We start from the raw sequence: 24,975 nt of genomic DNA, 5'->3' as shown, positions 1-24,975 counted from the left end.
TGTTAGCGTAGCTAGGCGTAGCCCGTGCTGAATTAAGAGTTTCGCCCAGTGTAAATTAACTTCTAGAATATCAGTATCAACGATGGTTGAGTTAGTCATGTGACTTTGACCACTCATTTTCTCGAACACCACGTACCCAAGCAGTGCTATCAGCTAAATCTTGGCGATGTCTACGACCGGCTCCACCTACGCTCCACATCCCAATAAAGCTATCATTGATCAAGTCAATATCAGCCGACTGAGAGGCAGATTCAACTGCTGCATATCTTTGTCGCAAAAAAGCAATATAGTCGATGACTTGACGCTGTGCTTCCGCAGGAAGGGATAAAAACTCATTAAATAATTCTTGCTGTGTCATTTTTATACCTCTCATAAAAATAAACTCACTCAAATTAGCGTTGTCAAAAACTCATCTGGCAGCATTGCCGGAACTAAAGAAGCCACAAAATCGGGTGTGTTTCGCGTCACAATTATTTCTAAACCTGCCGTAAGCGCCGCAGCACTCGTTACCGCATCCTCAAAATCCTTAATTGGGCTATTCAAAGCTTGCCGAATAACTTCATCTGTTACGCTGGCAACTTGAAGGTGCTGCAATAACTTTGCTAATAGTTCACGCGCTACTTAATTACCAACTTGACGACGCAGAATATAGAAAATATTGGTTCCTGCATGACCTGAAACATAACCTTGTACTTTATTCTGCATTACTGTATTTAATGCTCGTGCGGAAGCTACGATAAATGGTTGACGCTGTGCCAAAATCTCCAGCAACACATCGCTGTCGAACAACACCCGTTTCAACTGTATTTTTCCTCTAAATAATCCACATAAGTTTCTGTCGGATTTTTTTGTTATAGCTGGATTACACCTATTAAACTCTGAGTCCAGGGGTCAAGGTCGGTTAAAGGTTCTAAGGTGGGACTGAGAGGAATAGACGATAGGGTTTCTTGTTGAATTGATGCCAGAACAGACTGAACTAAATACCAACGTTCTCTAATGGGTAATTGCAGCACTTGTTTGTGTAGTTCTGGCAATGTTCTTAATTTTGACAATTCTTGCTGTGTCATGGCTATGCCTCTTATTTACTCAATTTGGGAATTACGCCTGTAATGGAAAAGTTATTTTGCACCCTACGGTTTTAATCGCTCCCTATTCAGGTGATGTATAATCCCAGTTAAAAACGTTTCCATTCATAGAAAATTCCACAAGGGGTTACGGTTATTCATCAGCATTAGGATAAAAGTCTAAGTCTAAAATGTCATCGACAGAAAAGGGACAGACGATCGCAAAGTTCTCCTCTGATAAACCAGTCTCGACCATTGCCTCTCGCCGCGATCGCTGATAAGTAATATTAATCCACTCCGGCTCAATAGACTTATCCACAAATAAACCTCAAAATAGCTGAAACCCTTACATAGCTGGCTTTTTAGCTTATATAAAACAGGAACCTCTAAAACCCTCTCCAGAGCTAGGTTTCAGCCAAATAAAGTTCTCATTTCCGGATAAGTCTATTTAAAAAACGGCGCAAGCTAGGACTTTCTTGCAGCAATTCATCCAGATTCAGTCGCTCACGGGTAATGGTCACTTGCGAACTGCGGCTACGGTGTTCGGGTTGATACTTCCACTTCAGCAAGTGCGACAACACCAACCGTAACGCGCTCTGCAAAGCACGCTGTTGACTCTTACCCAAGTCCACCACTTCCTCAATTAAGTGTTCTAAATCCAGCGTGTCCCAGTGGTGCGATCGCAAAAGCTCTGCTGTCTGCTCTACCCAAGCATAAAAATCTTGCTCATGCAGAGTTTGTAACATTTGCAGTTCTGTAGACTTCATGGCGCTCCTTCTTCGCAAATAAAATAGGTACGCGCGAGTTAATTTTATTTGTGCCTACTTACTTAACATTAAGCACGAACTACATCCTCAATCAGTTCAACCTCTCCGATAAAACCAAGATTCCCGACTTTTTAGAAAAGTCGGGAAATATGTTTATCACGAATGACTTAGGGATGCTATCTGACCAAGCACTTTGACTGCTACATGAGTTAGGAGTTCTCCCCATCTCCCTCGCCTCCCTCTACTCCGACTGAATCGGGTTGTCTCTAGGATTGACTAACCTCAGTAGTTTTTGCTTAATTTGAGTGTCGAATACTTCCCATTTCATTTTCGCATAGGCGGGATTTTCGTTGCTGCCAGATAAGAAGCCCATTGGAATTTCAAAGCCGCCTGCGCTTGTCCTTCCACCGCCGAAAAAGCGCCCTGCGCTATCTTGCCCAAAGGCTTCTTTGATGAATTCATCGGGGTCAAGGGTGAGTTTGGTGGTTCTCAAGGAGCCAATGACTATTTCTAGTTCTTCGTCTTCATCGTGAACAATGCCATAAACTACGGCGGTGTGAACGTTTTCTTCGGTGACGAGAAAATCAGCCGCTTGAGGGATGGCATCGCGGTCATCGTAGCGTAAGTAACCAACACCAGCGATGGAAAAGTTATTTTGGACGATGCGATTTTTTAGCGATCGCTCGATCACATCCATTACCCGCTTGGAACAGTTCGCCTGTAAAATGGCGTTGAGCAATTGGGCATCATAAAATCGGCTTAAATACGCAGCTGCCATAAAATCTTCTTCTTGCGCTTGCATTAGCCGATTTGTATCTGATCGCAAGCCGTGCATCAAGGCAGTGGCGCATTTGACGTGTTGATTTATGCTGCTATCTAATGCCAGTAATCCTGTTTGGAGATATTGAGTAAAAATTGTTGCAGTCGCTCTTACATAGGGACGGATATCCTCAAACTCTGATTGGAGATCACCTTGTATACTGTGATGGTCGATCAGGGCTACTAGGGGAATTCCAGCCTGCCGCACCGCTGACAGTAGCTGTGAAGTGGTTCCCTGGTTATCAATTAATACAAAACCTTGATAAGATGACAAATCTTTGGTTTTCAAGGTTTGCGGCGTCCAGCGTTGGATAGGTAAATTAGTCAACCTCACTAAGGCAATATTCTCTTGATGGCTCAATGCGCCAGCATAAATGATTTCACATTTGATATCATATTGCTGGGCAATTAACTGGTAAGCCCAGGCGCAGGAAAGGGCATCAGGGTCAGGAAAATCTTGTAGAATTATCAGTTGGCGATCGTGTCGGTGTGCCAAAAGAGTTTTTTGCAGTTCTTCTGACTTTTGTTGTGCCAGAGAATTACCACGGTGACTGATATATATAGCTCCGTCACCTACCGATGGCGGTAATGACAGACTCTTAAATGCAACTTCCACTGGCGCTTTCTCGATTTCAGGTTCCTCTGGGTTTGGCTCTGTGGTCAATGACAAACTCTCAAACTGAGTAACGGGATTGAAGTACATAGGGAACTTTTTTTAAGTGTGAGGCTCCTTTAATTCAGAAATACTAGGTTCAGCAATTGACTGAATTTAGCCACATTATTATGATCTTCGCAAAAATATCAAGACATTGCACTATACATCTGAGTATATTTTTTGTCAGTAATAGCGCTCAACAATCACCTAAATTCCACTAGAGGGCGTAAAAGTACTGGAAACAATGAAGTTTAGTATATCGGGCTGTATCTGCTAGCATTAATCTGTTTTATTTCGCTTTTTTCTCTTCCATAAATTAAATCACCGGGATTTATCTCTAACTTAGGGTATAGTTTCTATATTATTACTTTCGGGCTAGAAACTGTAACTTAATTGCTACCTATATATAGACATTACTTCTAAATGAGTAGTAGAGACACGAGCAACAGCACGTCTGGAGTTTGATAACAAGACAGAACTAAAGTTCAAGGCTCTTAGAGGTTCCTCGAACTCACCTTTGCCTGGATTTATGCAGACGAATGTGTTGCTTTGTGCCGAAAAATGTGTATGACAATACCTGCACAAACCTGATCCAACAGACAATTTGTTAAATCAAATGTATCTAACACAGCTTTAGCGAGACTCTAAAAATAAGTACAAACGCAAACCTGTGACTATTTCTTGATGATTTTAGAATTAGGTTAAGTCATATCAAAGACCTATAACATACTTTTGCCACTCTGTGTGAAGTCCACTCTTAAGATGTTTGCTGACCTCAAAATAGAGGCTGCTATAAGGTTGGCGGGGGGGATGACGCAAAGGCATATGAGCTTCGTGGGGAGTGCGACTGCCTTTTTTAACATTGCAACGGACACAAGCGGTAACAATGTTCTCCCAGGTATCGCCGCCGCCGCGCGATCGCGGTATTACATGGTCTAGAGTCAACTCATCCCCTGTATAACCACAGTATTGACACGCATGACCGTCACGGTGCAATATATTTCGGCGAGTCAGAGGAATTTCTTTATAAGGAACGCGTACATAATGACGCAACCGGATCACGGTCGGCAACGGGAAATCCGTATAAACGAATTTACCGTTGTGTTCCACGCGTTCTGCTTTGCCTTTGATTAACAGAACCGCAGCGCGACGCCAGCTCGTTATATTGAGAGGTTCGTAAGAGGCGTTTAAGACTAAAACCTTCCCCATTTATCTGCGCTCAGGGTATTAGCTTTACATAAATGTTAACACAAATACACCCTGCTAGGGAGATGATAATAAATTATACTTTCGGGATAATTCGGAAATTAAGTTATGAGTTGAGAGTTAGAAGTTAGGAGTTAGGAGTTAGGAGTTTGGAAGTAAAACTTCTAACCTGACGCAAAAAAACGTAACCGTAAGCTAACGCGATCGCGCAACGTCTCGTGGAGAAGAATGTAACGAAAAGTCGAGCCAGTCGCTGGCGTTGTGTTAGGCGCATTTTTCGAGATGATTTCTCACAAAAAACATGGTATGAGCGCCTAACGTACCATCTGGAGCGGTGCGTTAGGTTAAAGCAATAACACATCTACTTCAGATTTACTCCTAACTTTTAATTTTTTCTTTAGTAACGCAACATATTGTATCAATTGCAATATGAAGGGTAAACTTCCTATTTAATCTGATATCGCTTAAATGAGCGTGTATAGATAGATAATTTGGAAGTTTAGCCGTGGTGGGATAGGAGTCAGTACAAATGTTGAGTCATAAACAAACCCCAAGTTTTGCTGATAGTCAGGAGTGTGATACCTACGCTTGGTTTTCCCAACGCGCTTGGGTAGAAATTGATTTAGGGGCGTTGTCGTATAATGTACAGCAATTGGTGCAGTTTTTATCGCCGCATACCCAGTTGATGGCAGTAGTAAAAGCTGATGCTTATGGACATGGAGCGGTAACAGTCGCCCAAACTGTAATCCAATCGGGAGCTAGTTGGCTGGGAGTCGCTACAGTTCCAGAAGCTATTCAATTGCGAGAAGGCGGAATTCAAGCGCCCATTTTGATTTTAGGGGCAACTCATACACCAGAGCAGATTCATGCGATCGCACATTGGAAACTTCAGCCCACACTCTGTAGCCCTAAACAAGCTTTGGTATTTTCCGACACTTTAGAAGCCATGAATTATGGTTCTCCCATACCCGTACACATCAAATTAGATACGGGAATGTCCAGATTGGGAACTAATTGGCAGCAAGCTGGTGAATTTGTGCAATTAGTGCAACGATTACCACATCTTGAAATAGCCAGTATTTATTCTCATTTGGCAACAGCAGATAGTCCTGATCCGACGGTAATGGAAGAACAGCATAAACGATTTGAGTCAGCGATCGCCCAAATCAAAGCAATGGGAATTCAACCGCCCTGCTTGCACTTGGCAAACTCAGCAGCTGCACTCACAGATCGGGCATTGCACTACGACATTGTACGACTAGGTTTAGCCCTTTACGGACTCTACCCAGCAACCCATTTACAAAATGCGATCGACCTCAAGCCCGTTTTGCAACTTAAAGCACGAGTCACACAAGTTAAAACAATTGCCCCAGGAACTGCTGTTAGTTACGGTCATCAATTTATTGCCCCGCGTGAACTTCGCCTCGCCGTCGTCGGAATTGGCTATGCTGACGGTGTGCCTCGCAGTCTTTCCAACAAAATGCAGGCGTTAATTCGCGGTCGGCGGGTATCGCAAATCGGGACAATTACAATGGATCAGTTAATGCTGGATGTGAGTGCTATACCTAATATCCAAGAAGGAGAAGTAGTCACCTTACTAGGAGAACAGGGAAAAGAACAAATTTCAGCAGACGATTGGGCAGAACAACTAAACACTATTTCTTGGGAAATCCTCTGCGGGTTCAAGCATCGTCTGCCTCGGGTTGCAGTCATGTAATTGGGCATGGGGCAATTCAATTTTGGATTTTGGATTGACGATTTTGGATTAAATTTCAATTCTTTAATCTAAAATCTAAAATCTAAAATCTAAAATTCTTACTCCCCCACTCCCCACTCCCTTCCCATAAATAATTTCTTATGGTATAATAGTAAAATGATGCGGATGTGGCGAAATTGGCAGACGCGCTAGATTTAGGTTCTAGTTCCGAAAGGAGTGAAGGTTCAAGTCCTTTCATCCGCACTTTGAATAAATAAATTGAATTGCCTTATCTAGGCTGGTACTAACACTTGAGTTAAAACTTTAGGGATAGTATCAGCCTATTTAAGTATTTTCTAAGTAAAAATATGTTGAGCCAGCTATAGTCTTAGATATAGCGGTTCTTGCTTGGATGCAACACAGTTTGACCTCTCTCCTTTTAGGAAAGAGGCTTTGAATCTTACTCCCCTTCCTTTGTAGGGAAGGGGTTAGGTCTGTATTGTACTTAAGTGAGAAGCGCTATATAAACGAAATAGCCCTTGGCGGTTAAGTAGATAGCCACAAATAAACCTAACTATGTAACAAAATATAAAGTAGTCAAAACCATTGCGATTGCTTCTCTACGAGACGCTGTGCGAACGTACTGATAAATTTTTCCGCCCACCTACTTAGAGGGATGTTTATGCAACTTGATACTTTACAAATATCCTCTAAAAAACATGGATTTAATAACCTAAAATTTCCCTAGTAGGGTGCTTTACCTTTCTAACGCACTATTCCGAGTGCTTTCGATGCCGTACTCTCTGTGGTAAAACACCTTACAAAAGATAAGTTTTACATTCTGTATCAACTACGCTTTTAAGTATGAATATTAAAAAATAAATTTATTTTTGTCAATAAATCAGTATTATTGCTGTGGTCAAATTGAAGTTACTCGAAGCAAAGTAGCTTCATATAGTCCTTAACTGGTTAAAAACTAGATTTTACTTAAGTGTAAATACAGAAGTTCAAATATATTACCGTCAATAAAATCAGTATTATTTCTGTGGTCAAATCGGGGTTACTCAATGGAAAGTGGCTTCATCTACTCTTGGCATTTTTATGTCTTATTCTCGAAAGATGTTTATAAATCTCAGTAACTGTAAATAAATTAATCACAATTTATGAATTTACTAAGATTTGCTCATCTAAAAATAACGCTACTGTCGTTGAGTTTCACCACAAAGCTACATGGAAACTGATGTATTTTAAAATACAAAGGTTTGATACCTTTTACTTGATTTCAATTGTGGAATAACTCTTCACGAATTTAGCTTACACGTATCGAATTTAGCTGAAGTAAAAGCAAAATGAGCACAACTCCTATAGGTAGCTACAGGTTGTTCCAGAAACTACATCCGCTATCTCTGTTGGCACAATTAACCAGTCGGCGTGCTACAGGTTGCTTAAAGGTATTTACTGAGATAGTTTCTTGGTCAATCTATCTAGAGGACGGTAAACTTACTTATGCCTCCTATTCAGATAAACTATTTGAGCGCCTTGACAGTCACTTGCGACGCTTGAATCAGCAAATTTTTGCTCTCAACAGCGCCACTCGTGTGGAGATGCGGCTGATGTTTGAGACGAAGAATGAACATCAATCAATACCAAATGCAGATTACCAAGCTATTTGTTGGTTAGTAAGTCAGGACTATATCACCTCTGTGCAGGCAGCAAGCCTGATAGACGAATTGGCAAAAGAAGTGCTGGAGTCATTTCTGTGTTTAAAAGAAGGTAGCTATGAATTCAGTCCAGAAAATTCTTTGAATGAACTACCAAAGTTCTGTCACCTAGATTTGCGGTTACTTGTTGAACACTGTCAAAAGCAGTTACGAAATCGGCAAAATATTCAGTCATCAATTCCGGCTGGTGGGGGTTCGCAAGTTCTGTCTACAAAACAACCGTCTCAAGTTCAGCCACAACTACAAATAAAAGTTGGGCAAAAATTGCTGAGAACAATCAATTTTGATATTCCTGAGAATAATAAAATTACTCAGCCACCTGTTGGCAAAAAACTATATACAATTGCCTGCATTGATGATAGCCAAACAGTTTTAAATTCTATTAAACACTTTTTGGATGAAAACACGTTTTCAGTTGTGATGATCAACGATCCGGTAAAAGCTTTAATGCAAATTCTTCGGAGTAAGCCCGATCTGATTTTGTTAGATGTTGAAATGCCAAGTTTAGATGGCTACGAATTATGTTCTTTATTGCGGAAACATTCAGCTTTTAAAAATACACCTATTATTATGGTGACAGGTAGAACAGGATTTATCGACAGGGCAAAAGCTAAGATAGTCAGGTCATCAGGATATTTGACCAAGCCTTTTACACAATCAGAATTGCTAAAAATGGTTTTTAAGCATCTTGGTTAATTCAGAATTCAGAATTCAGGAGTCAGGAGTCAGGAGTCAGGAGTCAGGAGTCAGAATTCAGAATTCAGGAGTCAGGAGTCAGGAGTCAAGAGTCAGGAGTGAGAATTCAGAATTCAGGAGTCAGGAGTCAGAATTCTGAATTCTGAATTCAGGAGTCAGGAGTCAGAATAAATGAGACAGCCAGCGAAGACATTTCAAGACTTGATAGTTTGGCAGAAAGCACATCAATTTATTTTGTTAGTATACCCATTTACTGCTCACTTTCCTAAATCAGAAATATATGGGCTTACCTCTCAATTCAGACGGGCAGCAATTTCTATAGCAGCAAATATAGCGGAAGGATTTAAGAAAAAAGGATTAGCAGATAAAGGACGTTTTTTAAATATTGCACAAGGCTCTTTGGAAGAATGTCGTTATTATCTAATTCTTTCAAATGACTTGGGATATGGAGATACTTCGGGATTAATACTTAAAATTGAGGAAGTTAGTAAGCTACTAACAAGCTATGCTAATTCCATTCAGAATTCAGAATTCAGAATTCAGAATTCTGATTCCTGATTCCTGATTCCTGATTAATATTTTAATTTATTTATTTAGGAGATTGAATAGTGAGCCTGACTTTGCTTGGCACAATTATGATTGTAGAAGATTCTCCCAGTGAATTGGAATTAATGAGTCATTATCTCAAAGAGAGTGGTTACAAAGTAATTAAAACTTCTGGTGGAAAAGAAGCTTTAGAAAAAGCTGTGTTAGAAAAACCAGATGTGATTGTTACTGATGTAGTGATGCCAGAAATGAGCGGATTTGAATTGTGCCGCTCTCTGAGAAGAAATCCGATTACTGCAAAAGTGCCGATTGTGATTTGTAGTTCCAAAAATCAGGAAATTGACCGTTTGTGGGCGATGAGACAAGGTGCAGATGCCTATATAACTAAACCTTACACCCGCGAACATCTCCTACGTACTATTAAATCAGTGGTAATTTGAATCAATGACTAGTACAAACGTTACTCTTTCTTCAAAAGCAACCCAAAATAACTTAGTAGATGGTTATCTGAAGTTTCAGCTAAATCAACAGACTACTGCTGTTTTATCGATGAGGCATACGCAAGAAGCAATTATTGTGCCTGTTGAATCTATCACCTCCATGCCTAATATGTCCCCGTGCATATTAGGTTTAATGAATTGGCGGAGTCGGATAATTTGGGTAGTTGATTTGCCAAGAATGCTGAATTTAGAATCTCTAGATTATCGACTGCGACAGTACAATACGATCGTTATCAGAGTGAAATCTTTGGTGTTAGGCTTGGTTGTGCAAGAAATAAAAGGTACAACCAAGTTCGTAGCTGATTCTATTCATTCTCCTATAGGACAAGTAGCATCCAGTTTAGTTCCTTATTTATGTGGGTGCGTTGTGCAACAGGAAGAAATATTACTGGTATTAGATGCAGAGACGATTGTACAGTCTTCTATTCTCCGTAGTGATTAGGGTGTAGTACTAAAAAAAAGATTTTTAGTGTTCTTATTCACATACTTAGGAGAAATACTTTTATGTTTAATAAAACCAACACAAATCAAGATAATAGCGCTCAAAATCGAGCATCACTGATTTCATCTCAAAAAACGATTGGGACTGTAGCCAAGCTCCCAATTAAGCCGACTACTGGAACTGCGAATAATTCTTCTTTGAATCAGGCTATTGCCTATTTTACAAGGCTAGGATTGGTTAAGAAAGCAACTATTTTAGCGATCGCAATCGGTACAATACCAGTATTGGGCATAGGCGCGATCGCTTTTAGCTTTGCCAATAAATCAATTACTAAGCAAATTACTCAATCTCAACAAGCCGAAGCTACTGGCTTAAGTGATAAAGTTAACCGTTTCATGTTGGAACGCTACGGGGATATTATGGTAATATCAAGTTTGCCATTTTTGACAAGTCCCCAAGTTAGTATCAGTATCACTGAAAAGCAAGCAGTCCTAAATAGCGTTGTTGGAGCTTACAAAGCTTATGATAGCGTTGCTGTTTTTAATCGCCAAGGTAACTTGATTGTGCAATCTGGAGGCGAACCTCTGGACAATCAAAAAGACCGTAACTATTTTCAAGACGTTTTGCAAAAAGATGCTCCGATAATCAGCAAACCGGAAGCAGCAAAAAATACTGGTGTAGTGAGTATTTATCTAGCTGCACCCGTGAAAGAGACAAGGACAGACCGAACTATTGGCGTGGTACAAGCACGTATGCCGGTAAAATCTTTAGAGGAAGTAATCAAAAACTACGTAGCCAATGGACAACAATATTATTTGCTCGATGCTTCGGGAACAGTTTTCTTGAGTCCACAAAAGGAATTTTTAGGGAAACAGGCAAAGGGAGAGTATTCTAGTTTACCTAAACTGCTAGCAGCCAAAAAGATAGATAGTTTTATAGAAGTTCCTAAAACTCACAAAAAACAAGAACTAGTCAGCTACGTACCATCTAGTAAGTTAGATGGCTTACCTGATTTAAACTGGCAAGTACTTTTATCTACAGACACCGCAATTGTATTTGAGCCGCAAAGACAATTATTGTGGACTATAGCCATCGGTACGGCACTGACAGCATTTATTGTGGGTGCGATCGCATCTCGGTTAGCGAAACTGACTACACAGCCAATTCTGAATGCAAGTGTGGCATTAGCGAAGCTAGGTGAAGGTAAATTTAATACCCGTCTGGAAATTGAACGAGAAGACGAATTAGGGTTATTGAGTGCAAATATCAACCAGATGGCCGAACAATTGCAGGTCTTAGTTAAGGAACAAGAACTCGATGTTGAAGGGGCAAAATTACTGGCAGATATTACCCTACGAATTCGGAAAAGTCTCAAAACTGAAGATATTTATCACGCAGCAGTGAAGGAAGTTGAGCGATCGCTAAAAACAGACCGCGTAATTATTTATAGTCTGAATACAGATACTTGGGATGGCGTTGTCGTTGCTGAATCGGTAAGTGGTAATTGGCCGGAAATGCTCGGTGTGCAAATTGACGACCCCTATTTTCAAGAACGTTATCTACAAATTTATCACGATGGACAGGTGCAAGCGATCGGCAAAGTTGTTGCCGTTGCCGAAGCCATCGCCAATATTTATCAAGACCAAAGCTTGAAAAATGCCGACGGTTACATCCAACTTTTGGAAAAATTTGCTGTCAAAGCTAGTTTGGTCGTACCGATTTTTGCCCAAGAGCAACTTTTAAGCTTATTAATTGCTCATGATTGCGAAACTCCTCGTGTTTGGCAACAGCCCGAAATTGACTTGTTTCAACAGATAGCAACTCAAATCGGTTATGCATTAGAACAAGCTAAGTTATTAAAAGAGATAGAAAAATCCAGAAATCCGGGCGTAATCGGTTCAGACGACGAACGGCAACAAAAAGAAACACTGCAACAGCAACTTTTAGAACTGCTCAGTGATGTAGAAGGTGCAGCGAGAGGCGACTTGACAGTGCGTGCAGACGTGACTCCTGGGGAAATAGGCACTGTTGCCGACTTTTTCAACTCCATTGTGGAAAGCCTCCGGGATATTGTTACCCAAGTTAAACAAGCTGCTACCCAGGTGAATACTGCCATTGGCTTTAACGAAGGAGCGATCCGCGACTTAGCAGAGTCAGCACTCACACAAGCTGCCGAAATCAACCGCACCCTCAATGCTGTTGACAAAATGACCCAATCCATGCAATCCGTAGCTGAAAGTGCCGAAAAAGCTGCTTTCATTGCCAACCATGCTGCTCACACCGCCACCAAGAGTGGACACGCAATGGATTTGACAGTCCAAAATATCCTATCTTTGCGGGAAACCGTTGGTGAAACGGCTAAAAAAGTCAAACGTTTGGGAGAATCTTCTCAACAAATTTCCCGCGTGGTCTCCTTGATTAACCAAATTGCGATTCAAACTAACTTATTAGCGATTAACGCCGGTATTGAAGCAGCGCGTGCGGGTGAAGAAGGTCAAGGTTTTGCCGTAGTTGCTGAAGAAGTCGGCGAATTAGCAGTACGCAGTGCCGCAGCAACCCAAGAAATTGAACAAATTGTTGAAAATATCCAACGAGAAACCAGTGAAGTGGTGCAGGCGATGGAAATAGGAACCACCCAAGTAGTAGAAGGTACTCAGATTGTGGAGGAAGCTAAACAAAGTCTGAGTGAAATTTTGGATGTATCCCATCAAATTGACTCCTTAGTACAGTCGATTTCCACTGCAACTACATCTCAGGTAGAAACATCGCAAAGTGTTAGCCAATTGATGAAAGATATCGCTGCTATATCAAAGCGTACCAGCGATTCTTCTCGCCAAGTTTCTGAATCTCTGCAACAAACTGTGGAAATTTCCCAGCAGTTGCAAGAGACTGTCGAGACTTTCAAGGTTAGTTAAGTTTGTCATTTGTTATTTGTCCTTTGTCCTTTGTTAATAACCAATGATGAATGACTTTTGTTATTTGTCCTTTGTCCTTTTACTAATGACCTATAACCAATGACTAAGGAAAAAACTATGTTAGAAGACAAAGAATTAGAAATCCAGATGCAGTTTCTGGAAGAAGCAACTGATTACTTGAATACTCTAGAAGGGGTATTGCTGGAAATCGATACTACTAATCGCATCGATTTAGATAAAATTAATGCTGCGCTCCGGGCTACTCATTCTATCAAAGGTGGCGCGGGGATGATGGGATTTAGATCACTAAGTGATTTAGCTCACCGTCTGGAAGATTCCTTTAAAGTTTTAAAAACTAAAAAGAATTCTCTAGAAATTGATACTCAGTTGCAAAGTTTATTGCTATCTGGAGTTGATTGGCTACGTCAGATTGTAGAATTGCTTGCAGAAGGAAATGTTGTCGAAGATCAGTGGTTAGAAACTTTTTGTTACCCGATTTTTGATGAGTTGCACGATCGCTTGGGCGACCCCAACCCTGAGGATGCCTCAACCATGCTATCCCCAGAAGATGGCCAAAACGTTATCCCCTTGCTATTTGGAACAGAAGTAGAAGAGTGTTTGCAGCGTCTAGAATCTATATTGGCAGATAGCGAACAGCCTGGATTGCATGAAGAAGTTGTGATGATGGCAGCTGAATTGGGCGGTTTGGGGGAAATGCTCCAATTGGCAGCTTTTACCAAGCTTTGTGAGTCAATAACGCAGCAATTGGAAACTGTGAGCAGCGAACGCATTCCCGAAATTGCCCAGTTAGCATTGCAAGCATGGCGGCGATCGCAAGCTTTGATATTAACAAATCAACTAGATAACTTGCCTACAGAAATTGATTTGAGTAATTATACACAATCTCAGCCACGATTACAAGCAGAAGTAATACCACAACTTATCGCCACAGATACAGAAGTAGCGTCAACATCTGTTTGGCAACCAAAAATCACTCCAGAAATTTGGACTAAAGATGAAGCAATTGCTGCTAATTTTACATTTGTGGATACAGAATTTACAGATAACGTAAATACTGTCAATGTCACCGAGGAAAATACAATATTTGCTAAAGAAAATAATCCTATAGATACCAGATTTAGCGAAAGTAAAGCAGAGCCAGTTGGCGTTGGGAAAGAGCGGGAGATTCATGAAAATACCGTTCGAGTTCCGAGCAAACAACTAGAGCAAATTAATGATTTATTTGGCGAACTGATTGTTCAGAGGAATGGCTTAAACTCGCAACTAGAAAAATTACGTAAACTCGTTCGTAACCTCAACCAGCGAGTCCAAGTTCTCGACCGAGAAAACCAGGAACTACGTACAGCCTACAAGAAAACTTCTCCTCAAGCTGCCATGTCTGCTGAGGTGCGGTCGCAAGCTGAAAATGGCCACCAAACGCCAGGTAAAAACAGAGAATTTGATGCCTTAAAAATGGCTCGTTATAACGAATTAAACCTGCGATCGCAGGAAGTTATGGAAACCATTGTTCAGGTACAGGAAATCACAACTGATGTGCAACTAAGTGTAGATGATACAGACCAAATTGCTCGGAAACTAAACAAAACATCGAAACAGTTACAGACCAAACTAAATCATATTTGGATGCGGCCTCTGTCCGATTTAATCGAACGTTTTCCTAGAGCTTTACGCGACCTAAATGTGGAATATGGGAAAAATGTACAGTTAAAAATTGAAGGTGGCAACACTTTAATTGAACGCACCATTTTGGAAGCTTTAAACGAACCTTTAATGCACCTGTTAAGGAATGCCTTCGATCATGGTATCGAAGATTCAGCCACCCGCCGCCTTTTGGGTAAACCAGAACAAGGATTAATTGAAATTAAAGCTATCCATCGCAGTAATCGCACCCTAATTACCATACGTGATGATGGTTGGGGTATTTCTCTGGAAAAAATTCGTATCCGCGCCCTAGCTATGGGATTGGATGCTTCTCTACTTGCTAATGCTAGTGATGAAGAACTGTTATCACTAATTTTTGAACCAGGTTTTACTACCTCCGAACAAGTGACAGCATTATCTGGTCGCGGTGTCGGTATGGATGTAGTTCGCAATAACCTTAAACTGATTCGAGGAGATGTCAAAGTTGATACGGAGCCAGGAGTTGGTACTACTTTCACCCTATCAGTACCGTTTACACTTTCTGTTGCCCGAGTTCTGCTAGTAGAAATTAACAAAATGGTATTGGCATTTCCCACAGATGTGATTTCAGAAATATCTTTACTCCAAAATGATCAAGTTTTCCAAATGGCAGGTAGCGAAGTTCTAAATTGGCAAGGAACCATGCTGCCACTGATTCGCCTGACTCCTTATTTAGAGTTTAATTGCCTGCGCTACGATAGCCCAGAATTGGAAACACCGCCAGCAATTAATACTAGCAGCGTGTTATTAGTCAAAGGTAATAATCAGCCAGTAGCAATCCAAATAGACCGTTGCTGGGGTGAACAAGAAGTTGCTATTCGCCAAGTCGAGGGAAATATTCCTCTACCTGAAGGTTTCAGCAACTGCACAATTCTCGGTGATGGTCGAGTAGTGCCACTAGTTAATATCAATGAGTTGCTGTATTCGATTGCTACGAATCGGCAAAGTCCCAAAGGCACTCAATTACCATCGGCAAGGTTAAAGACACCGTTTCTCATATTTGATGAAGACAAAATATCAGCAGCATCTGTTAAGCAGAAAGGCACAATTTTGATCGTAGATGACTCGATTAATGTTCGCCGCTTTTTGGCCCTAACTCTTGAAAAAGGAGGGTATCAAGTAGAACAAGCTAAAGACGGTCAAGATGCCTTAGAAAAGCTCCATAGTGGATTGAGAGTTGAGGCAGTAATTTGCGATATTGAAATGCCTCGCCTAGATGGTTATGGCTTTTTAGGTAAGATAAATTCAGACGTTGATACAAAAAATATCCCAGTTGCTATGCTGACTTCTCGTAGTAGCAATAAACATCGGCAACTGGCGATGCAATTGGGTGCGCGGGCTTATTTTTCTAAACCTTACAACGAGCAAGAATTACTCCAAACGCTGGAGGAAATAATTCATCCTGTAGTAGGAAAGAACGCGTCTAATTAAAAATTGATAATTGTTAATTCATGATTAGGTTTCTGATATTGTTGTAGGTGCCTTAGTAACTAGAAGTCGCGGCTATACAGATATCTACATAAACTCAAATTGACTACAGCCGTCCCCAAGAGAGGATGGGACAAAGTTAACTCCTAATGACTGGCGCAAACTCTGCCGTGAATTGTTGGCAGAACGGCGAAAGTTGACTACAAATACTCTGACATTAACTGAAGATAGCCATAGGTCTTTTTTTCGCGTCAAACCGATTTTCTCTAATGCAGGCGAGATTCCAATGCTTCTAGTCGCCCTTCTTTAGATATCCTCTAAGCTTATAAAGCTTTATCCCACTTTAATTGATGAGCTAAACCATATTTAATAAAATCTTCTACTTTAGCTTTATCGCTTTTACCAAAAACGCCTAAGCTGTAAGGATTATCTTGCATACGTTGTGTAACTTGCTCTTTTTCAAATCGGATAACTTCCTCTCTAGGTTTATCCGGTTTAAAAAAGTCTACAACCAAGACAGTTCTGTCATAATTAGTGTAATTATGCGGACAGTGTGGATAGCTATGATCTAAAACCAAAAATTTTCCTTCATGCCAATAAAGTTGCTCATGGCATATTTTCATAGCTACATCCCCCTCTGGCACAATTAATCCTAGATAGCCACGATTCATATGAGGGTTATAGTTTACATGTAGCTTGATATCCAAGCCTGGATGGAATGTACCAAAATACACATTTCTGATGCTCTCATCATCGATAAAGTTGACTTTTTCTATTACTTTAGCCAAATTTGGGAAATATTTCTCTCTTAATCCAAGTGCTTTTTCTGATGCATCATCTGGCCCATAATCAGGATATTGTATTTGATGTGCTTGAATATATTTTTCAATAAAGATGCCTTGAAATAAGATCCCAAAAGCACTGTATTTTGCATCACCTTTGGTTTTAATTGTTATACTTTTAGGGCCCAGAATATTGTAAGTGAGTTTTAACTCCTCATTAGATGCCTGCTTAATAAAGCGTGTAAACTCATCTCTAATCACTTGCCAGTTATCTTGAAAGCTTTTGAGAAAAGTAAATTTTTTTGGGTCTATATGATACTCATTAAAACTTTCCATTGTCTTTTCTCCTGAAAATAATTGAATAAAAAACCGTTACATAGTGATAGTACTTGGTCTGCATCCCGGTATGATGTTGGAATTCCTGACTAAACTCATTTTAGTGTGAGGTCAACTGTGTCTGAAACTCCCGTATTAGATCAAATTATCAAAAATGTCTGGGTAGTTCGTCCCCATCAGGATGCAATCGAACTACTTGATTTAGGCATTAAGGATGGAAAATTTGCTCAGATTGCCTCTAATATTAGCGCAGACACAGGCAAAGAGGTATTTGATGGCAAAAACTTGCTGGGCTTTCCTGGGGTCGTGGATGCCCATATGCACATCGGTATCTATCAACCCCTCGACAAAGATGCTGTGACTGAAACCAAAGCAGCCGCAATGGGAGGCGTAACTTCCAGCTTAAATTACATCCGTACAGGGCAGTATTATCTTAACAAAGGCGGCTCCTACCGCGATTTTTTTCCAGAGGTGTTGGCGTTATCCGCAGGTAATTTTTTTGTAGATTACAGCTATCACATCGCACCTATAGCTAGCCAGCATATCGACGAAATACCTCTATTGTTTGAGGAACACGGTATATCTTCGTTTAAAATCTTCATGTTTTATGGCGGCTATGGCTTGCATGGTTTATCAGACCAGCAAAACCTCTTTTTAATGATTAACAAAGAGGAACGATACGATTTCGCCCATTTTGAATTTATTATGCGTGGTCTAACTCGCTTGATAGAAAAACATCCAGAAGCGCGAGATACTATTAGCTTGAGTTTGCACTGTGAAGTTGCAGAAATTCTCAACGCTTATACCAAAATAGTTGAAAACGATTCTAGTCTAAGTGGATTACACGCTTACAGTGCAGCGCGTCCTCCTCATTCCGAAGGATTAGCAATTTGCATTGCTTCTTATTTGGCACACGAGACTAACTGTACAAATATCAATTTGTTGCACCTGAGTTCGCGTAAAGCAATGGAAGCAGCTTTGACTATGCAAACTGCTTTTCCCCATATCAATTTTCGGCGAGAAGTTACTGTCGGACATTTGTTATTAGATGTCGATACTCCTAATACAATTTGGGCAAAAGTCAACCCTCCTATTCGTCCTCGTGCCGATGTGGAATACTTATGGCAAGCAGTACTCAACAATCAAGTAGATTGGATAGTTAGCGACCACGCTTGCTGTTCTGCTGAACAAAAAAGAAGTGCTAAAGACCCGAATAATATTTGGTTAGCAAAGTCTGGTTTTGGCGGTACAGAATATTTACTTTCTGGTGTATTTAGTGAAGGTAGTAAGCGTGGAATGTCTTATAACCACATGGCTAAGTTGCTGTCTTGGAACCCATCCCGGCGCTTTGGTTTGTTAACAAAAGGCGATATTGCCATTGGCTATGATGCTGACTTGGTGTTAGTAGACCCTAATGAAAGTTTTGTGGTACGTGCGGCTGAGTCGGAGTCACAACAAGGTTACACACCTTTTGAAGGTGTAGAGTTAACTGGGCGGGTGAAAAGTACGTTTTTGCGGGGGAACATAATTTACCATCGAGGACAGGTAATAGGTGCGCCTAGAGGACGTTATTTAAATTCTAAAATATAGACAAATAAGAATGCATAAACTAAAAAGAATTTTGAATCAATTACTTTCTCATTTCTCTGCTATGGTGACATCTAAAATTGATCTAAACTAGTGTTTATTGCTAAACTGTATACTCGTTGTCATTCAAAAAAACATTATAAGTATAAGGAAATTCGTGATGTCTACTCGCCAAGTAATCGTTCCCAAGGGCATGGAAATTTTATATGAAAAATTTCATTATTGCCCTGGTGTTAAAGTTGGTAATACTTTGTACATATCTGGGCAGGTAGGCAGAGATGAAAATTTGCAAATTGTTAAAGGCATAGAAGCCCAGTTTGTTCAGGCTTTTGAAAACGTTAAAAAGGTGCTGGATGCAGGAGGATATACCTTTGATGATGTGGTAGAAATGATTACTTACCATGTCACTGGTACTGGCTTAGGGGAATTCCAAGCTGAAGCAACTGCTTTTGATAAACCAATGCATATCATTCCATTTTTACAATTGTTTATGCAAGTAAAAGACCGCTACTTTACTAATAACTATCCTACCTGGACTGGTATCGGCGTTACTGGTTTATCTACACCAGAATTGATAGTTGAGATTAAGTGTACAGCTGTTTTATCTAAATAGAAGATTCATAGTGGGTGACAATCTAGAAACTAAAATAAATCTTCCACTAAAAAATACTAATATATTACTGTCTTTAAAGATTCGGACTATCCAAAAATTCGAGTACTGCCTTTGCAATTTTTTCTGGTATTTGGTTCATCATGCAAATAGTTCCGCTTGAAAACTCGATAACTTTACTATGAGGAAGAGCTTGAGAGAGAAAATATCTATCTTGTGCTAGTGCTAAACCCAATCGCTCAAATTCTTCCACATCATCAATTCCCCAGAGAATGAGAGATGGACATTTAATTAAACTAAATCTTTTGGCAGCCTCAATGCAGTAATTTCCCACAGCCCAAACTGCATACAATGGATAGCCAAAGCATTTTAAATCATCTAAAACCCAGCGATGATTTAACTCAGCAGAACCTACATATCTTGCACGAGCTAACCATCTTTCCATCAAGTGCGAACCATCTTCTTTAATGACGAAACCTTCATCAAACCTCCTCATTAAATCTACTTTTCCAGCTTCACCAAAGCCAGCCACATTAGATAAAATTAATTTATTAACACGTTCTGGGTAAGCTGCTGCTACTTCTCCAGAAACAAAAGCTCCCGTGTGGTTTCCCAGAATATTTATTTTTTCAACACCTAACTCATCCAACAAAGCAATGACAGTTTTAGCGTAGTCAGCCACTGAATACAACTTTGGCGGTTTATCAGAATCTCCAAAACCCATAAAATCCATTGCTATCACGCAGTAATTTTGTGCCAGAATTGGCATTAATTCGCGGTATTCATCACTACTACGTGGGTTCATATGTAGTAGTAAAAGAGGCTCTCCTTCGCCACCAATACGGTAAAGAATTTGTCCATCTTCGGTGTCTAAAAAAGCTCGCTTGATTGGTTTATTCATCACACCACAATGCATTTAGAATTTATTTTTTAATTTTGAATTGTTAAGTCAGCCTTAATTTAACTTTTTCAGCAAATTACCTTTTTTGTGCTACATTTTGTAGCCATTCAATCAGGGGTCTTAAGGTTCCTGGCAATGCTGCCTCGCTGACAGTCACCGTATGCTGTCTACCGTTATCCTCTACTGTTAACTTATACTGAAAGCGATCGCTCTCTTGATTTGGCGAAGTAATTAGTTCAGGTAGCCTAAATAAATCAGCAACTTCCACCAGTCGGGGAAGTGTGGCAGCTTCATGTGGCGGGAGAGTGTCTGTATCAACGGTTATCTTCTTGCTAATTCCAGCAAAGCCGCCCGTGCGTTCAAATGATACCCGCATTTTTTTGCTTTCCGTTGTGTTATTTAGTTGCAATAAATACAAAGACTGGGAGATGATAATTTTCAGCTCCCAATTTAGCAATAACAAACAATACATCTAAAAAGTTAGAAGTTAAGAAAAAACTCCTAACTCGTGTACAGACGCGATTAATCGCGTCTCTAAATAACTCCAACCTGTTGCCAAGCCTTCTGCACGGCTTTTTGCTCATTACTGTCATTACCGTAGAGTTCGCCAGCAATTTGAATAGTGACGCTGGCAGCTTTTTTAAAATCTGCTTCGGCACGCAAGCGATCGCGTAAAGCTACATACCAGATTTTACCAGCTTTTTCCCAGGCATAGCCACCAATCTCAACAGCCGCCAGATAAAAGGCATAGTTAGGGATTCCTGAGTTGATATGCACCCCACCGTTATCATCAACACCCGTATATTTATCTTTTACATGGGCTGGTTGGGGATCTTTACCCAATACTGGATCATCGTATGCTGTTCCCGGTGCTTTCAGGGAGCGGAGGGCAACACCTTTGACAGTCGGTATCAAAAGACCTTCACCAATCAGCCAGTCTGCCTCTTGTGCAGTCTGATTTTTGGTCTTTTGTTTCACCAGGGAACCGAAAACATCAGAAAAGGATTCATTCAGTGCCCCTGGTTCGCCATAATACTGTAAACCCGCTTGATACTGGGTTATACCATGAGTTAGCTCATGCCCAATCACATCAATTGATTTCGTGAAGGATTGAAACAGTTCTGCGTCACCATCACCATAAACCATCTGGTCGCCGTTCCAAAAGGCATTGTCATATTTAACGCCATAATGCACGGTGGAATCTAAACGTAGTCCTTTGTCGTCAATCGAATTGCGATCGAATATCTCATGAAACAAGTCATAAGTAGCACCAGCAGCATCGTAGGCTTCATTAACTGCTACATCACTGCTGGCAGCATCCCCTTCAGCACGCACCAGCGTACCAGGGAGTTGCTGCCCATTTTTGGCATCGTAGATGGTGCGGCGCTTTTCACCCGGAGAAGGCGCAAACGAGATATTACCTACGACGTTTCTCCGTCCCAGAAATTGTGCTGAAATATTTAATGTATGAAAAGCCCAAGTACGCTGCTGGGGATTGCCATTCACCACAACATTTTTTAGCATATGGGGCGGGACAATACAACAAATAGGGCATCTAGAGTCAAGTGGATGCTCATACTTGAACCCAGATGATTTCTTTTTATTTCGAGCCATCCAAGATATTCTCCTTTTGAAACTAAGTGATGGCAAACAAAGGAGCAGAAAAACGAATCCAAATCGCGTGTACCTGGTTTGTTTTCTAAAGAAAATTTGCTACTTTGTATTTTCGGATAGGTCTATGGAGGATGGATAGTACTCTTATGGGGTACTTTTGATCTAGAAATATTGCCTAAAAACACAAGGAGAGCTTAATTACCGCAAGTCTCAGACAAAATTCTTGCGTGAGTTAACAAGACCTCTTTTACAGACCTAATGCGTTTATATATTAGTTCTTATCAAGGGAAATAATCTTATTTATTGCTGTTTTGTAACTATCAAGCTATTAATCCTATAAATACCCATTGGATACTGGTAAATCCTAAATCCAGGCATCCAAAACCTAAGATTTTCACAGCCAGCCACCAAACACCGCCAGACCATAATATTTCCAAGGTACTGCAACTGTCTTAAATCCAGCTTTGCTCAACATTTGTAAATGAGCATCTAAACTAGCTAGCTGGTCTTGACTGGAGTAACCTTGGGTGCTACTTGCGCCACGTTTAGCGCCAATCTCTATCAAACTAATTTCCTGTTTAACTGCCCATTCCTCTCGTGCCGCCTTGTAAACTTCTGCTAAAGCTGGTGATTCTGGTAAGGTAGGATCTGCATTCCAAAAACAACCGTCTTGAGTGAGGCTAGCAGCAATTCGCTCAAACAACTTCAATTTCATCTCATCTTGAAGATGGTGAATTGCCAAGGATGAAACACAAGCATCAAATTCACTACCAATATCCAACTTCTCTGGATTATTTGCCCAGTCGCCAAAGTCTGCTTGTATAGCAGTCCAGCGTTGTTGATATCCAGCTGCTGTGATTTTATCTTGGGCAAATTGCAGCATTCGAGGTGAGTAATCTAAGGCAATTACTTGGGCATCTGAAAAGCGATTGAGTATCTTGATACTAAGTTCCCCTGTCCCACAACCTAATTCTAAGATCCGCTGACTTGTCGAAGGTACACAACGGATAATTACTTCCAGTATCTCATCGTATCGCGGTAACAGTTGGCGAATACCAGTGTCAAAATCAGCAGTGTTGGCAAATACCTCACCGGGAAATACATTTTGCATGGGGATTGGAAAAAATAGATACACTAATCAATATTAATCATCCATCATTACGAGGTACATACTACATCGGTGGAAGGAACTTTTAGTATTAAAATAATATGTCTCCTTCCCAGTCTCCGACTAGAAATACCTAATGTGAGGCTCCACCTCTTATCTTAACTTGCGGCAGAGCCGCAATGAGGTAATTTCCAGCCACAGGCTCTTAAGGAGCTTTTGAAAAATCACGAATCGATTACACCTCAATCTGTTGAATAATCTGCATTGTTTCGACGCTGACCGTGCAGACTATTTGTAGTATATTACACAACAAATTTAGAGCCTACTTTATTGACCACTTTGCTGGAAAAGCTGCTCTAGAGAAGCTAATTCAGCTTCTGTCACTGCGTCAATCTGTGGCAAAGGTCGCTGCATAATTGAGTAAAGCGATCGCTTTTGCACTTTTGTAGATTGCAAACCAAGTTCCTTCAATTCCTCTCCAATTTTTAATCTCATATTGCCTCGGTCAGCTTTAGTTACATCAGGACTTTGGAGAATAGCTATTTCAATAGCAGGTAAAATAAATTTCTTTACTTTCTCATATTCTCCTGAATAAATAGCATTTTGAGCTTGAGTAACTAGCTCTTTTATAGTTTCTAATGACTCCCAATCTTGCTGTTTGCGCTTTTCTATACGAAAAAGCATATAACTATAGCCTTCTAAAGGTTTGCCGTCACGCTCAAAAGTTTTAGTTGTTCCAGGTGAACCAAAACAGAGGCTATCATTTACAATACAAAGATTATCGCTGTTTATCTTATTATCCTGCGCCAAAATTGCAGCAAAATAACCTGCCTTCAGGGAATTACTACCACCTCCATCAGCTTCAGAAAATGTTTGTTGGTAGCCTAGTTCTAAACGACGCTCACCAATATCGAGTAAATCTTCAATACCCCGATATACTGGTTCTGCTAGCTTTATAACACTTGAAAGTTGTGGCACAGGTAGCAATTCAGAAAATCTGCCCATCGTCTTAATAAATTTACCGATGGAGTCATTATTAACTATGCTAAATAAACCTGCTTGTAACTCAACTAATCCATCATTGAAAGGAAATAAGGATGTCAAAGGGTAGTTGCACTGAATGATTTTATCCAGATTATCCGCTATTGATTTTTCTAATTGTCCAGGTGCAGCTAGATAGGGAATTATTACGGATTTTCCACCGTGATTGAAGCGGACAGCAGCATGAACCACCGGATATCTTTGCTTGAACCATTCTACATCTTTAGCCAAGCGCATTTCCACTAGCCAGATCCGACAATAGGCTTCACCTGCAAAAATAGGTTTTTCATCGTAGTCTACATCAACTCGATATTTCGGTAGAGAAAGGGTTTTATATTTTGGAGCCTCACGGCTGAAAGTTTCAGATAAACTCTGGATAAATCTCATGAAATTATTCCTCTGTCACATCAAGCTAAATGCTGTGAAATTTGATTCCAAAAAGCACGAATGGGAATACCTCCTGTTGAATCTGGAGTTACAGAACGTCTTATACCAGGATTTCCTTGATGAATTGCAATCAATTCCCATTGGCGATTAAAAATTGGTGCGCCAGAGGAACCGTCATCAGTTTTCACATTATGGTCAATGTAATCTTCTCCTACTTGCGTAATTTGTCCCAAGTCGGAAATTATCACCGGGTTTCCTTGCGAATGATGGATAATACGAACATCTTGACCGCTATCTAATGTTTCATTGCTACAAATAGCTTTTTGTTGCAGAGGATTATCTCTTATTTTGACTAAAGCGTAGTCAGGGCGATTATGACCACTAACAAAAGTCATATCTATAGGACTCCTATTTGATTTCTGAACAAGACTAAGAGAGAATACGGAGAGGTTT

Annotated in this window: 23 protein-coding genes, 1 tRNA gene and 1 pseudogene; 11 read left to right on the top strand and 14 right to left on the bottom strand. The window is 40.4% G+C overall.

All coding sequences use genetic code 11. The annotated features are described in order from the left end of the window. Positions 1 to 91: 91 nt before the first annotated feature. The 5 genes and pseudogenes from PUQ00_RS12680 to PUQ00_RS12655 form a co-directional block, all read right to left on the bottom strand. Positions 92 to 358, bottom strand: a complete 267-nt coding sequence (locus tag PUQ00_RS12680; protein WP_300416674.1) for a hypothetical protein — start codon at positions 356 to 358, stop codon at positions 92 to 94. Positions 359 to 387: 29 nt separating this feature from the next. After that, a pseudogene (locus PUQ00_RS32800) lies at positions 388 to 792 on the bottom strand (PIN domain-containing protein). Positions 793 to 851: 59 nt separating this feature from the next. After that, complete coding sequence (locus tag PUQ00_RS12665) at positions 852 to 1,067, bottom strand: hypothetical protein (RefSeq protein ID WP_300416666.1); 216 nt, start codon at positions 1,065 to 1,067, stop codon at positions 852 to 854. Between the two features lie 151 nt (positions 1,068 to 1,218). Then, positions 1,219 to 1,383 (bottom strand): DUF29 family protein, encoded by a 165-nt coding sequence (locus PUQ00_RS12660; protein WP_300416663.1) that lies wholly within the window; start codon positions 1,381 to 1,383, stop codon positions 1,219 to 1,221. A 109-nt stretch (positions 1,384 to 1,492) separates the two neighbouring features. Beyond that, entirely contained in the window at positions 1,493 to 1,831 is a 339-nt protein-coding gene (locus PUQ00_RS12655) for a DUF29 domain-containing protein (RefSeq protein WP_300416660.1), read from the bottom strand. 50 nt (positions 1,832 to 1,881) lie between these two features. Between PUQ00_RS12655 and PUQ00_RS12650 the strand changes: the two genes are divergently transcribed. Further along, a complete protein-coding gene (locus PUQ00_RS12650; RefSeq protein ID WP_300416659.1) occupies positions 1,882 to 2,028 on the top strand; it encodes a hypothetical protein in 147 nt (48 codons plus the stop codon). A gap of 44 nt (positions 2,029 to 2,072) precedes the next feature. Here the strand turns inward: PUQ00_RS12650 and PUQ00_RS12645 are convergent, their stop codons facing one another. Both PUQ00_RS12645 and PUQ00_RS12640 read right to left on the bottom strand, forming a co-directional pair. Further along, positions 2,073 to 3,353 (bottom strand): bifunctional oligoribonuclease/PAP phosphatase NrnA, encoded by a 1,281-nt coding sequence (locus PUQ00_RS12645; protein WP_300416657.1) that lies wholly within the window; start codon positions 3,351 to 3,353, stop codon positions 2,073 to 2,075. Between the two features lie 663 nt (positions 3,354 to 4,016). Next, entirely contained in the window at positions 4,017 to 4,514 is a 498-nt protein-coding gene (locus PUQ00_RS12640; protein ID WP_300416654.1) for an HNH endonuclease, read from the bottom strand. A gap of 526 nt (positions 4,515 to 5,040) precedes the next feature. Here PUQ00_RS12640 and alr point away from each other — a divergent pair. The 8 genes from alr to PUQ00_RS12600 all read left to right on the top strand — a co-directional run bounded on the left by alr (position 5,041) and on the right by PUQ00_RS12600 (position 16,159). Further along, on the top strand, positions 5,041 to 6,228 hold the full coding sequence (gene alr, locus PUQ00_RS12635; RefSeq protein WP_300416652.1) for an alanine racemase: 1,188 nt from the start codon (positions 5,041 to 5,043) through the stop codon (positions 6,226 to 6,228). A 161-nt stretch (positions 6,229 to 6,389) separates the two neighbouring features. Then, positions 6,390 to 6,471 (top strand) — tRNA-Leu (locus PUQ00_RS12630). A gap of 1,085 nt (positions 6,472 to 7,556) precedes the next feature. Continuing rightward, positions 7,557 to 8,624, top strand: a complete 1,068-nt coding sequence (locus tag PUQ00_RS12625) for a response regulator (protein WP_300416649.1) — start codon at positions 7,557 to 7,559, stop codon at positions 8,622 to 8,624. A gap of 171 nt (positions 8,625 to 8,795) precedes the next feature. Beyond that, positions 8,796 to 9,182 carry a four helix bundle protein gene (locus tag PUQ00_RS12620; protein ID WP_300416646.1) on the top strand — a complete coding sequence of 129 codons (387 nt, stop codon included), beginning with the start codon at positions 8,796 to 8,798 and terminating at the stop codon, positions 9,180 to 9,182. Between the two features lie 50 nt (positions 9,183 to 9,232). Then, a complete protein-coding gene (locus PUQ00_RS12615; RefSeq protein WP_300416644.1) occupies positions 9,233 to 9,610 on the top strand; it encodes a response regulator in 378 nt (125 codons plus the stop codon). A gap of 4 nt (positions 9,611 to 9,614) precedes the next feature. Then, complete coding sequence (locus PUQ00_RS12610; RefSeq protein WP_300416642.1) at positions 9,615 to 10,112, top strand: chemotaxis protein CheW; 498 nt, start codon at positions 9,615 to 9,617, stop codon at positions 10,110 to 10,112. A 62-nt stretch (positions 10,113 to 10,174) separates the two neighbouring features. After that, a complete protein-coding gene (locus tag PUQ00_RS12605; RefSeq protein ID WP_300416640.1) occupies positions 10,175 to 13,027 on the top strand; it encodes a methyl-accepting chemotaxis protein in 2,853 nt (950 codons plus the stop codon). Positions 13,028 to 13,144: 117 nt separating this feature from the next. Continuing rightward, the gene (locus tag PUQ00_RS12600; protein ID WP_300416637.1) at positions 13,145 to 16,159 is read left to right on the top strand and encodes a hybrid sensor histidine kinase/response regulator; all 3,015 of its coding nucleotides are present in this window, start codon (positions 13,145 to 13,147) and stop codon (positions 16,157 to 16,159) included. Positions 16,160 to 16,479: 320 nt separating this feature from the next. Here PUQ00_RS12600 and PUQ00_RS12595 read toward each other — a convergent pair whose 3' ends face one another. Beyond that, on the bottom strand, positions 16,480 to 17,274 hold the full coding sequence (locus tag PUQ00_RS12595; protein ID WP_300416634.1) for an aspartyl/asparaginyl beta-hydroxylase domain-containing protein: 795 nt from the start codon (positions 17,272 to 17,274) through the stop codon (positions 16,480 to 16,482). 117 nt (positions 17,275 to 17,391) lie between these two features. On the opposite strand from PUQ00_RS12595, the gene PUQ00_RS12590 reads away from it, so the two are divergent. Both PUQ00_RS12590 and PUQ00_RS12585 read left to right on the top strand, forming a co-directional pair. Continuing rightward, positions 17,392 to 18,864 (top strand): amidohydrolase family protein, encoded by a 1,473-nt coding sequence (locus PUQ00_RS12590; RefSeq protein ID WP_300416631.1) that lies wholly within the window; start codon positions 17,392 to 17,394, stop codon positions 18,862 to 18,864. A gap of 157 nt (positions 18,865 to 19,021) precedes the next feature. Continuing rightward, complete coding sequence (locus PUQ00_RS12585; protein ID WP_300416628.1) at positions 19,022 to 19,474, top strand: RidA family protein; 453 nt, start codon at positions 19,022 to 19,024, stop codon at positions 19,472 to 19,474. Between the two features lie 73 nt (positions 19,475 to 19,547). Here the strand turns inward: PUQ00_RS12585 and PUQ00_RS12580 are convergent, their stop codons facing one another. From PUQ00_RS12580 to PUQ00_RS12555, 6 genes are all read right to left on the bottom strand, one after another. Beyond that, a complete protein-coding gene (locus PUQ00_RS12580) occupies positions 19,548 to 20,372 on the bottom strand; it encodes an alpha/beta hydrolase (protein WP_300416625.1) in 825 nt (274 codons plus the stop codon). Positions 20,373 to 20,448: 76 nt separating this feature from the next. Beyond that, positions 20,449 to 20,748, bottom strand: coding sequence for a protealysin inhibitor emfourin (locus PUQ00_RS12575; RefSeq protein ID WP_300416622.1), 300 nt, complete (start codon positions 20,746 to 20,748; stop codon positions 20,449 to 20,451). Positions 20,749 to 20,906: 158 nt separating this feature from the next. Continuing rightward, positions 20,907 to 21,986 carry a M4 family metallopeptidase gene (locus PUQ00_RS12570; RefSeq protein WP_300416619.1) on the bottom strand — a complete coding sequence of 360 codons (1,080 nt, stop codon included), beginning with the start codon at positions 21,984 to 21,986 and terminating at the stop codon, positions 20,907 to 20,909. Positions 21,987 to 22,380: 394 nt separating this feature from the next. Then, entirely contained in the window at positions 22,381 to 23,097 is a 717-nt protein-coding gene (locus PUQ00_RS12565; RefSeq protein ID WP_300416616.1) for a class I SAM-dependent methyltransferase, read from the bottom strand. 324 nt (positions 23,098 to 23,421) lie between these two features. Continuing rightward, positions 23,422 to 24,522: a hypothetical protein gene (locus tag PUQ00_RS12560; RefSeq protein WP_300416613.1), complete on the bottom strand. Its 1,101-nt coding sequence runs from the start codon at positions 24,520 to 24,522 to the stop codon at positions 23,422 to 23,424. A gap of 20 nt (positions 24,523 to 24,542) precedes the next feature. Continuing rightward, a partial coding sequence (locus tag PUQ00_RS12555) for a serine protease (protein WP_300416611.1) occupies positions 24,543 to 24,975 on the bottom strand: 433 nt, incomplete at its 5' end.

This window comes from Nostoc sp. S13, from assembly GCF_029379315.1.
GTDB lineage: Bacteria > Cyanobacteriota > Cyanobacteriia > Cyanobacteriales > Nostocaceae > Nostoc.
This window is presented reverse-complemented; position numbering and strand designations above follow the sequence as displayed.